The organism is Rhodococcus sp. YH1, assembly GCF_009939605.1.
GTDB classification, from domain to species: domain Bacteria; phylum Actinomycetota; class Actinomycetes; order Mycobacteriales; family Mycobacteriaceae; genus Rhodococcus; species Rhodococcus aetherivorans.
The window spans coordinates 59,107-70,372 of sequence record NZ_WVTE01000033.1 but is presented as its reverse complement, the minus strand read 5'-3'; the positions used below and the strand labels follow the sequence as shown (position 1 = coordinate 70,372).

Annotated in this window: 8 protein-coding genes; 2 read left to right on the top strand and 6 right to left on the bottom strand. The window is 71.7% G+C overall.

The annotated features are described in order from the left end of the window. The 3 genes from AIIKEEIJ_RS03930 to rsmI form a co-directional block, all read right to left on the bottom strand. Positions 1–3,380: nSTAND1 domain-containing NTPase (locus AIIKEEIJ_RS03930; protein WP_161994981.1), on the bottom strand; the 3,380-nt coding region annotated here is incomplete at its 3' end. A 386-nt stretch (positions 3,381–3,766) separates the two neighbouring features. Next, positions 3,767–5,161: an alanine/glycine:cation symporter family protein gene (locus tag AIIKEEIJ_RS03925; RefSeq protein WP_161994980.1), complete on the bottom strand. Its 1,395-nt coding sequence runs from the start codon at positions 5,159–5,161 to the stop codon at positions 3,767–3,769. A gap of 33 nt (positions 5,162–5,194) precedes the next feature. After that, a complete protein-coding gene (gene rsmI, locus AIIKEEIJ_RS03920) occupies positions 5,195–6,055 on the bottom strand; it encodes a 16S rRNA (cytidine(1402)-2'-O)-methyltransferase (RefSeq protein WP_161994979.1) in 861 nt (286 codons plus the stop codon). Between the two features lie 71 nt (positions 6,056–6,126). Between rsmI and AIIKEEIJ_RS03915 the strand changes: the two genes are divergently transcribed. Then, positions 6,127–7,635 (top strand): phospholipid carrier-dependent glycosyltransferase, encoded by a 1,509-nt coding sequence (locus AIIKEEIJ_RS03915; protein ID WP_202916551.1) that lies wholly within the window; start codon positions 6,127–6,129, stop codon positions 7,633–7,635. Here the strand turns inward: AIIKEEIJ_RS03915 and AIIKEEIJ_RS03910 are convergent. The 3 genes from AIIKEEIJ_RS03910 to AIIKEEIJ_RS03900 form a co-directional block, all read right to left on the bottom strand. Then, on the bottom strand, positions 7,586–8,146 hold the full coding sequence (locus AIIKEEIJ_RS03910) for a methyltransferase domain-containing protein (protein WP_161994977.1): 561 nt from the start codon (positions 8,144–8,146) through the stop codon (positions 7,586–7,588). The genes AIIKEEIJ_RS03915 and AIIKEEIJ_RS03910 overlap by 50 nt on opposite strands. Next, complete coding sequence (locus tag AIIKEEIJ_RS03905) at positions 8,139–9,791, bottom strand: BCCT family transporter (RefSeq protein ID WP_161994976.1); 1,653 nt, start codon at positions 9,789–9,791, stop codon at positions 8,139–8,141. Before AIIKEEIJ_RS03905 ends, AIIKEEIJ_RS03910 begins: the two co-directional genes overlap by 8 nt. A 66-nt stretch (positions 9,792–9,857) precedes the next feature. Then, entirely contained in the window at positions 9,858–10,220 is a 363-nt protein-coding gene (locus AIIKEEIJ_RS03900; protein ID WP_006944937.1) for a GntR family transcriptional regulator, read from the bottom strand. Positions 10,221–10,393: 173 nt separating this feature from the next. On the opposite strand from AIIKEEIJ_RS03900, the gene AIIKEEIJ_RS03895 reads away from it, so the two are divergent. Next, the gene (locus AIIKEEIJ_RS03895) at positions 10,394–11,263 is read left to right on the top strand and encodes an IS5 family transposase (protein ID WP_338020899.1); all 870 of its coding nucleotides are present in this window, start codon (positions 10,394–10,396) and stop codon (positions 11,261–11,263) included. Positions 11,264–11,266 lie beyond the last annotated feature (3 nt).

The following is an 11,266-nucleotide window of genomic DNA, read 5'->3' as shown; positions in this document are numbered from 1 at the left end:
ATCAGGTTGGTGGGGCCCCCGAGCGGGGCGCCCCACGGCGCCGGACGCGCCGGATCCGACACGTCCCACAGCACGAGGGAGTGGTCGTCGTCTCCCGTGACGAGGGTGGTGCCGTCGGGACCGAATGCGAGTTCGGACGTGAACCGGGTCTCGGTGACGATCGGGTTCGCCCAGAGCCGCGGAACGGTGGGGTCCCGGACGTCCCACAGGTGGATCTCGCCGTCCGTCGTCGAGGCCGTGGCCAGTGTGCTGGCGGAGGGAGACAGGGCGGTCGTCACCGCACCCCCCAGCGGTCGCGGGCGGTTCACGGCACCGAGCGGTGACCAGCGCCCGTCGGAGCCGATACGCCACAGCGGCACGGTGGCGTTGTAGCCCCCGGTCGCGACGAGCGAGCCGGTGCGGTCGATCGCCGGGAGGGTCAGGGCGGAATCCGCGACCGGGACGCGTCCGCGCGGCAGCGTCCAGACCCGGATGGTGCCGTCGTGACCGCCGGTGACCAGCGCGGCACCGTCGGGGGTGAACGCGAGCGCCGGGACGCCGCCGCCGTTGCCGGCGAGGGCCGGCCGCATCTCGTCGACCGCTCGCGTCGCCGGGTCGATCGACCACAGCTTCGCGGTCCCGTCCCACGACGCGCTCGCCAGGGTGCGGCCGTCGGGCGCGAACGCCACGGTCCACACCCCACCGGTGTGCGCCTGCACGGGCGGGCCGGCCGGCCGTACCGCCCCGGGCTCGGCGGTGTCGAACAGCGTGAGGACGCCGTCGTCGCTGCTGACCGCGAGGGTCCGGCCGTCGGGGGCGAACGCGACGGAATGCGCCACGTCGCGGAAACCGGTCAGCGGCTCGCCGAGCGGCGCGGCGGCCTGGTCGGTCAGGTCCCACAACCGCACCGAGCGATCGTCGCTCGACGTGGCCAGCACGGTGCCGCCGGGGTGGAACGCCACGGTCCGCACGGCCGCCCCGTGCGCGGGCAGGACGGTGCGGGGAAATCCCCGCGTCCGGGGTTCGCTCGTGTCGACGAGCACCACCGACCCGTTGTCGTACGGCACGGCGAGCAACCGGCCGTCCGGGCTGAACCGCACGTTGTGGATGACCTCCGGCACGAGCACCTCGGCGGTGAGCAGGGCGACGGGCCGGTCGCGATCCGTGACGTCCCAGATCCACACCGCCCCCGTCGCCCCACCCGCCGCGAGCAGGGTGCCGTCCGGGCTGAACGAAACCGATGCCAGATACTCGGGCTCGCCCGACACCAGCGCTCCGAGCGGCCGCGGGGCGGTCCGGTCCGACAGGTCCCACAAGCGAACGCTGCCGTCGTCGCTGGCCGAGGCGAGGGTCGTGCCGTCCGGCGCGATCGCCACCCCGTAGACGGGACCGCTGTGGCCTTCGAGGGGCAGCGCCAGCGGCATCTGCTCGGTCGCGACGAGCCGCGAGTACGCGACCTCGCTGTCCGGCTTCAGCTGCCACGCCGCGAGCGCCAGCTGGGCCGCGGTCGACGGGTCCTTCTCGCGCATGGAGTCGGCGAGCGCGACGACCTGCTGGAACTGGGCGGCACTGCGCTCGGCCTCCGCGCGGTTCTTGCCGGCCCAGGCCAGCGTCCCCATCACCACCGCGACGATCGTGGACAGCACGAGGGCGGCGATCGCGCCGTTGCGGATGCGGGTCCGCCGGCGGATCTGCCGCCGCGATTCCCGGAGGAAGTCCACCGCGGTCGGGCTCAGCGCGGCCTCGACGCCGACGGGCCGCGTCCGCCCCGCGAGGTCCCCGGCCTCGTGCTCGGCGACGAGGTCCATCCGGCCGCGCTGGTAGAGCAGGTCCGCGTGCCGGCGTCCCTCGACCCACCCGGCGGCGTCCGCCTCGATCTGCTGGCACAGCGCCGCGTACGAGCGGTCCGCCTGGATCCAGGACTTCAAGCGCGGCCAGGCGTCGATCACGGCGTCGTGCAGCAGCTCGACGCTGCCGGCGTCGACGACGAGGACGCGAGCGGTGACGAAGTGGTCGACCACCCGGCGCCCCGCGTCGACGTCGTCTCCGGCGACGGCGAGCAACCGGTCCAGCGGACGCCGGATCTTCACGTCGGTGCCGGTGTCGGTCACATAGACCAGGTGCACGAGCATCGCGCGAGCGAGGCGGCGGCCACGGTCGTCGAGCTCCTCCCACGCGCGTTCCGCGCTGGCGGCGATCGATCCGCGCACCCCGCCGGTGGCACCGTAGCCGGCCACGGTCAGGTGGCCGCCACGCCGGCGTTCCCACAGGGTGTCGAGCAGGTGGGACAGCAGCGGCAGCTCCGCCCCGCCGACGTCGTCGGCGGTCAGCACGCCGAGGTCGTGCAGGATCAGCTCCACCAGCCCCGGCTCGAACCGCAGGCCGAGCAGCCGCGCCGGTGCGGAGATCACCTCCACCAGATCGTCGCGGGTCAGCGGCTGGACCGTCTTGCTGTGCCGCTCCAGCGCCCGCGCCAGCACGGGATACGTCACGGCCCGGTCGTAGAAGTCCGACCGCAGCGTGGCCACCACCGCGATCGGGGTGTCGCCGTCGCCCACGGTCGCGGCCCGCTCGAGGAGCGCCAGGAACGCCGAGCGTTCGGCCGGGTCCTCGCAGTGGGTGAACAGCTCCTCGATCTGGTCGACGACGATCAGCAGGCCCGAGCTGCCCTGACGGCCGGCGGCGGCGCGCAGCCGCGCGACGGCGGAGGGCTCGTCCGCGTCCGAGATGTCGGCGAGTTCGGGTATGCACTCGACGAGCTGCGCCACGGGGTGCCGCCCCGGAGTCAGGACCACCGGCCGCCAGCGGCCGTCGCGGCACAGTTCCGGGATGAGGCCGGCCTGCACGAGCGAGGACTTGCCGACGCCGGAGGCGCCGGTCACCACGACGATGCCGTGCCCGTGGGCGGCGACGACGGTCTCGACGAGCTCGCGCACACTCCGGCTCCGGCCGAAGAACAGCTGCGCGTCGCGCTCGCGGTACGCCTCGAGTCCCCGGTAGGGCCGCACACCGGTGGGCGGCGTCGCGGCGGGCGCCTCGGACGTCTCCGCCCGGGCCCGCCCGGCTGGTCCCCGGGCGAGTTCCCACCACCGTTCCCACCGCTTTATCGAGTAGAGGCCGGGTGCCGGCGGCTGGGCGTGCAGGGCCCGGGCGGCGCGGATCAGGACGACCAGGACCGGACGGATCGCCTCGAAGGTGGCGGGCACCCGGGCGCCGGATCGCCAGTCGCTGAGCCGCTGCACCGACACGGTGCGATCGCTGCCCACGGCGCGGGCGACGGCCGCCGCCTCGGAGGAGACCTTCTTGAGTGCGGGACGCCCCGCCGCCGCGAACAGAATCCGGAGCTGGTCGGCGAACACCTGCCGCGGCTCAGCCTCGGTTCGCTCGTCCGCCGGTTCCATCTCCCGCATCCTCCCTGCTCCGCACCCCTCGAGAGCCCGGATCGTCCGCTGCGGAAAAACTCCTCACCAGCCCTGACCTGGGATGATATCGCGAGCGGCACGCGAACCGGTTGGTCGCCCCGGATATACCCGACAGAGTTGTTCCCGAGCGGGAAGACCCCGCGACGCGCTGCACCTCCGCACCGGCCGGAACCCGACGAGGGGTGGTTCCGCCCGAGGCGGAGGGAAGGCAGCGCGCGACCCGAACCGAGGGATCGTGTACAAGCTCGTCGACCGGATCGTCAACGGCGTTCCGCCCACGTTGGTCGCGGCCCTGATCGTGGCCGTCGCCGTGTTGCTGATCGTCGCGCTCTCCTCGGCCGCGCCGTAGCGACGGCCGGCCGCGCCTACCGGGCCGGCGTGCTGCTGCCCCTCTCGCCGAGCAGGTACGGATCGCGGGCGAGGTACTCCTTCGTCTCGCGGGCGATGAGACCCGAGAGGACGAGCAGGCCCACCAGGTTGGGCAGTGCCATCAGCCCGTTCATCACATCGGAGAAGTTCCACACCACCTCGAGCTCGGTGGTGGCGCCGACGTAGACGACGAGCACGAAGATCGCCCGGTACGGGAGGACGCCGCCCCGGCCGACGAGGCGTTCGACGCAGCGGTCGCCGTAGTACGACCACCCGAGGATCGTCGAGAAGGCGAAGAACACCACGGAGATCGTGACGATCCAGCTGCCCCAGTCGCCGCCGAGGCCGTCCGAGAAGGCGAGCGAGGTCATTGCCGCGCCCTGCTCGCCGGACTTCCAGGCGCCGGTGGTGATGATGACCATGCCCGTGAAGGTCACGACGATGATCGTGTCGATGAACGTCTGGGTCATCGACACGAGGCCCTGCCGCACCGGATGGGTGGTCTGCGCCGCGGCGGCGGCGATTGCGGCGCTGCCCATGCCGGACTCGTTGGAGAAGATGCCGCGGGCCACGCCGTAGCGCAGGGCGATCATGAACACCGAGCCGATGAAGCCGCCGGTCGCGGCGGTTCCGGTGAATGCGTCGGAGAACACCAGGGCGAACGCCTGCGGGATATCGGTGATGTTGACCGCGAGGACGATGATCCCGGCGCCGACGTACAGCAGGATCATCGCGGGCACGAACCCGGCGGTGACCTTGCCGATGGACTTGATGCCGCCGAGCAGCACCGCGGCGGCGAGCACGGTCATGACGATGCCGGACAACCAGGTGGGCACCCCGAAGGTGGAGTCCATCTGGGTGGCGACGGTGTTGGCCTGCGTCATGTTGCCGATGCCGAAGCTGGCGAGCACGGCGAACACCGCGAACATCAGGCTCAGCGCCAGGCCGAACTTGTTGGGGATGGCGCGGGCCAGGTAGTACTGCGGGCCGCCGGACTGCTCGCCCTTGGCGTCGGTGACGCGGTACTTGACGCCGAGGAACGCCTCCGAGTACTTGCTGGCCATGCCGACGAGACCGGTGACCCACATCCAGAACAGGGCGCCCGGGCCGCCGAAGTAGATGGCAGTGGCGACACCGGCGATGTTGCCGACGCCCACGGTGGCGGCCAGCGCGGTCGTCAGCGCCTGGTACTGGGAGATGTCACCCTCGGTGGCGTCCGGGTCCTTGCGGATGATCAGCCCGAGCCGCAGGGCCGGCCACAGCTTGCGGAACTGCACGCCCCGCAGCCGCACCGTCAGGATCACGCCGGTGCCCAGCAGCAGCGGTATGAGCAAGTACGGCCCCCACACCACCGACGCGACCTCGACGAGGAATTCGTTCACCGACTCCATCCGTACCTCCTGCTGCGCGGTAAGGGGCAGAGTCTACGACGACGGCTCGTCCTGCCGCGCGGCCAGTACCGCGTCGTACAGCTCGCGTTTGGACACCCCGGATGTCGCCACCTGCGCGCACGCGTCCTTCAGCCGCACCCCGTCCGACACCAGCCGTTCCACCTCGTCGACCAGCTCGGCCGGCTCCGCGACCTGCGCCGACGCGCCCTCGAGCACGACGGTGATCTCGCCGCGCGCCCCGTCGGCCGCCCACCGCGCCAGCTCGGCGAGCGTGCCGCGACGCACCTCCTCGTAGGTCTTGGTCAGCTCCCGGCACACCGCGGCGCGCCGCTGCCCGCCGAGCACGTCGACGGCGTCGGCGAGGCACGCGGCGAGGCGATGCGGGGCCTCGAAGAACACCACCGCGCGCGGCTCGGCGGCGAGGGTCTGCAGCCAGGCGCGACGGGCGCCGGCCTTGCGCGGTGGGAAGCCTTCGAAGCAGAACCGCTCGACCGGCAGCGCGGACAGCGCGAGTGCGGTGGTCACCGCGGACGGGCCGGGCAGGCACGTGACGGGCAGCCCGGCCGCGACGCACGCCGACACCAGGCGGTAGCCGGGGTCGCTGACGGACGGCATGCCGGCGTCGGTGACCAGCAGCACCGTCTTGCCGGCCTCGACGTCGGCGACCAACGCCGGCGTCCGGGCGGCCTCCACCTGGTCGTAGAAGCTGACCACCCGTCCGGTGACGGTGACCCCCAGCGCGGCGGCGAGCGCCCTGGTACGACGGGTGTCCTCGGCCGCGACGACGTCGGCGCTGCCGAGCGCGTCGCGGAGCCGTTTCGAGGCGTCGCCGATGTCGCCCATGGGGGTGGCGGCGAGCACGAGCCGGCCCTGTCCCGGATTGTCTGCCTGCATGCGTCTCAGCCTACGATCGGGGCGTGACCGTGACGGACGAGCGCCCTGCCGTGGCATCGGACCGCCGCCGGATGAACAGCCCGGGCCCGACGGTGCCCGCACCGGATTTCGGTCCGGTCGACCGCGGCCGGGGCTGGGTGGTGACGCTGTTCGTCACCGCGATCGCGGCGATCACCCGGTTCACGATGCTGCACTACCCCACCGACGCGAAGACGCCGGTGTTCGACGAGAAGCACTACGCCCCGCAGGGCTGGCAGGTGCTCACCGGCGGCGGGATCGAGGACAACCCCGGGTACGGCCTCGTCGTGCACCCGCCCGTGGGCAAGCAGCTCATCGCGCTCGGCGAGGCGCTGTTCGGTTACAACGGGTGGGGGTGGCGGTTCTCCGCCGCCGTCGCCGGGACGCTGCTGGTCCTGCTGGTGGTGCGGATCGTGCGGCGGCTGACCCGCTCGACCCTGCTCGGCGGCCTGGCGGGGATCCTGCTGATCGCCGACGGCGTCACGTTCGTCTCGTCGCGCCTCGGGATGCTGGACATCTTCCTGGCGCTGTTCGCGGTCGCCGTGTTCGGGTGCCTGATCGTCGACCGGGACGAGATGCGGGAACGCATGGCGCGCGTGCACGCCGAGGGACGCATCGCCGACACGGTGTGGGGTCCCCGGCTGGGCGTGCGGTGGTGGCGGTTCGGAGCCGGCGTGCTGCTGGGTCTGGCGGTGGGCACCAAGTGGTCGGGGCTGTATCTGATCGCCTTCTTCGGGCTGATGTCGGTGGCGTTCGACGTCGCCGCCCGCCGGGCCTACGGCGTGCAACGGCCGTGGCTCGGCACCGGGCTGCGCGACGTCGGTCCGGCGCTGTACGCGCTGGTGGTGGTGCCGCTCGGGGTGTACCTGGCGACGTTCTGGGCGTGGTTCGCCGGCGAGACCGGGGTGTACCGGCACGCGGTGGGTCGTCAGATCGGCACGGACGGGGCGTTCGCATTCGTGCCGGACGCCCTGCGGTCGCTGTGGTATTACAGCGCCTCCGTGCTCGAGTTCCACTCGGGGCTGACGAACTCGGCCGGCAACCTGCATCCCTGGGAGTCCAAGCCGTGGACGTGGCCGATGGGGTTGCGCCCGATGCTGTACTACTTCGCCGACGGCGAGCACATCCGTGGGTGCGGCGGCGAGCAGTGCGTCAAGGCGGTCATGCTGGTGGGCACCCCGGCGATGTGGTGGCTGGCGCTGCCGATGCTCGCGTGGGGTGGGTGGCAGCTGCTGGTGCGGCGGGACTGGCGGTGGGCCGCGGTGCTCACCGGTTACACGGCGACGTTGCTGCCGTGGTTCGCGACGCTCGACCGGCAGATGTACTACTTCTACGCGGTCCCGCTCGCGCCCTTCCTGGTCATGGGGCTGGCGCTGGTGCTCGGCGACGTCCTCGGCTCGCCGCGGGCCTCGGCCGAGCGACGCTCGACCGGCCTGCTGGTCGTGTGCCTCTACGTCGGCCTGGTGGTGGCGAACTTCGTGTGGCTGTGGCCGATCCTCACCGCAGCGCCGATCACCGTGGAGACGTGGCAGCAGCAGCTGTGGCTGCCGAGCTGGCGGTGACGTCCGGCGGCGCGGCCCGCACGCCGACGGTCCGCTCGCGCTCGACGATGTCGACGATCGCGTAGCCGCAGCGCGAGAGCAGCGCGCTGATCCGCATGGACACCGGTCCGAGGGCGAGGCCGGGCGGCGGTTCGTCGAACACCCACAACTCGCCGGCGGGTCGCAGCAGCGATGCGACGGCCGTCGGCGCGGCCGGGTCGTCGCTGCGGAAACCGGGGACGTTGACGGCGAAGACCAGGTCGAACGATCCCGGCAGGTCGACGCCGGGGAATTCGCCGACGCGCAGTTCGGCGAGCCCGGCGTCGACTCCGTCCCGGTTGCGGCGACGAGCCCGATCGATCTGCGTGGCCGAGCGGTCCACCCCGACGACCCGGCCGCGGCGGCGCAGCCGCTCGCACACGAGCGCGACGGCGACACCCCCACCGCAGCCGATCTCGAGCACGTCGCTGCCCGGCTGCGGGTCCATGGCCTCGACCGCGAACGCGATCCGCGCCGGAACGGCACTACTCATTCGACGTCCGTTCTTCTCCGCGCCGCGCCGGGGACCGGTACTCGGCGCGGCGCAGCAACCGCCGACCGCGTGGGGACACCAGTGGGTCCCGCGACAGGTCCCGGTACAAGGACACGCACAGACCCACCATGACGAGCACGAACGGCGCCGCCGCGATGATCGTCATGGTCTGCAAGGCGGTGAGGGCATCGGCACCGCCCGTCCACAGGAGCAGGGCGGCGACGCCCCCGGTGAGCACGCCCCAGAACACCACGACCCGACGGTGCGGGGAGAGTGTGCCGCGCTGGGACAGGGTGCCCATCACGATCGATGCGGCGTCGGCCCCCGAGACGAAGAAGATGGCCACGAGCATCATCACGACGGCGGCCGAGATCGTGAACAGCGGCAGATTGTCGAGCATGCCGAACAACTGCGCCTCGGTCGTGCCGACGTCGGCCAGGCCGAGGCCGTCGCGCTGCTCGCCGATGGCCGCACCACCGAACACCGCGAACCACACCAGGCTCACCGTGCTGGGAACGACGATGACCCCTACGACGAACTGGCGGACCGTGCGGCCACGGCTGATGCGGGCCAGGAACATCCCGACGAACGGCGTCCACGAGATCCACCATGCCCAGTAGAAGACGGTCCACGCGGAGAGCCACTCGGCGACCTCGGGGCTCGACGCCGCGGTACGAGCGGACATGCGGGCCAGATCGGCGGCATAGGCGCCGAGAGTGGTGGGCACGAGATTCAGGATCAGCACGGTGGGGCCGACCACGAAGACGAACGCGGCGAGCGCGAGCGCGAGCACCATGTTGATGTTGGACAGCCACTGGATGCCACGAGCCACACCGGACACCGCGGAGGCGACGAAGGCTGCTGTGAGCAGCGCGATGATCGCCACGAGCAGCAGCACCCCCGTCTCCTCGAGCCAACCGGTCACCGCGAAGCCGGACCCGATCTGCAGGGCCCCGAGGCCGAGCGAGGCAGCAGTGCCGAACAGCGTGGCGAACAGGGCGAGGATGTCGATGACCTTCCCGGCGGGTCCCTCGGCGCGGCGGCCGAGCAGCGGCAGGAAGGCGGAACTGATCAGCTGCTTACGCCCCTTGCGGTAGGTGCCGTAGGCGATGGCCAGACCCACCACGGCATAGATCGACCACGGGTGCAGGCTCCAGTGGAACATCGTCGTCGCCATCGCCGGTCCCACGCCCCCGGCTGTGCCCGGCGGCGGGGTCACGAAATGGGCCAGGGGCTCGGCGACACCGAAGAACATCAGGCCGATGCCCATACCGGCGCTGAACATCATGGCAATCCAGCTGACGGTGCGGAACTCCGGCACCTCGTCGTCCTTGCCGAGCGGGATCCGTCCGAACCGGCTCAGGGCCAGCCAGATCGAGAAGACCACGAAACCCGACGCGGTGAGCACGAACAGCCACCCCAGGTTGACCACCAGCCAGTCCAGTACCGCCCCCGTCACGGCGGCGAAATTGTCCGGTGCGAGCAGCCCCCAGACGACGATCGACACCACGATCAGGGCCGTCGGGACGAACACGGCCGGATCGATCACCGGTGCGGTCCGTCGGCGCAGCCCTCCCGGGCGAACCGAAACGAGCCGGCCACGCTGAGCGTCGTGCGGATCCGTCGGTTCGTCCGAAAGGCCCATGATGTAAACCTCGTCCACTTCCCTGCGGAGCGCAACCGTCACCGCTCCGGGGGGAATTCGGACGAGTCACGCGCCCCGCAGCGCCGCGACGACGAATTCGAGCACCTCGTCGTCGGACATGCCGAGGGTGCGCAGTTCGCGGACGTAGCCGGTGGCGGCGCGCTGGGCGAGCGTGCGGGTGGGGTCACCGGACTCGGCGACGAACGTGCCCGCCCGGCCCCGCGTCTCGATGATGCCGAGATGCTCGAGCTCCCGGTAGGTCTTGGCCACGGTGTTCGGGGCGATGCCGAGGTGTTCGGCCAGCCCGCGGACGGTGGGAAGCTTGGTGCCGGCGATCAGCTCGTCGCGCCGCACCATCGTGACGATCCGCTGGCGCAGCTGCTCGTACGGCGGGACCGGCGAGTCGGGGTCGATGACGATGTCGAGCATCGGGGCGTCCTCAGGTGGGCAGGTGGTGCGTCGAGGCTAACAGTGCGGGCCGACCGTCCCCGACTGCGCCGCGGGTCCGCCTCAGAGAGTGTTGTGGAACCCTGTGCTGACGCGGCGTGTCGGCCGTGGTATCCGAACGTGATCGATGATCGTGTCGGTACGTGTGTCCGTGTGTGTGCAAGCCCGCCTACGACTCGTCGCTGACCGATGCGCAGTGGGCGGTGATCGAACCGCTGCTGCCTCGACCGAGCCCGCGGCTCGGGGGCCGGCCGCCGGTGCACCCACGCCGACTGGTCGTCGACACGATCTTGTACGTGCTGGCCACCGGCTGCGCCTGGCGGCTGGTCCCGCACGATCTGGCCCCGTGGAGCACCGCCTACCGGATCTTCGCCGCCTGGAGCGCGGACGGCACCTGGGCGCGCATCCACGACACCCTGCGAGATCGATTGCGTGCCAACGACGGACGTGATCCGCAGCCGTCGGCGGCGGTGCTGGACTCGCAGTCGGTGCGCAGCAGCGAGGGCGGCGAGCAGATCGGCTACGACGCCGGCAAACGCGTCCGGGGCCGCAAGCGTCATCTGCTGGTCGACACCCTCGGGTTGATGTTGGTCGGGCTGGTGCACTCGGCGTCGGTGCAGGACCGGGCCGGGGCCCGGCTGGTGCTGGCCGGGGCCCGGACCCGGTTCCCCGGGTTGGGGCTGGTGTGGGTCGACGGCGGGTACGTCAACTCGGTCGATGCGGGCCTGGTCGACTGGGCGGCCCGCACCGAGAATCTCGAGGTCGTGGTGATACCTCGCAACGCGGACGTGAAAGGCTTCCAGGTGCTGCCCCGGCGGTGGGTGGTCGAGAGGACCTTCGGATGGTTGACGAGGTGTAGACGGTTGGCACGGGACTACGAACGCAAGACGGCACATGCCGAGGCCATGATCCAGGTCGCGATGATCAGGCTCATGGCGGCCCGCCTGGCCGGCGAAGACATCGAGCCCCGCGGTCCGATCGAAGCCGAAGCGGCACGCCGGCTAGCAGAGGACCTCACCGACTGACAG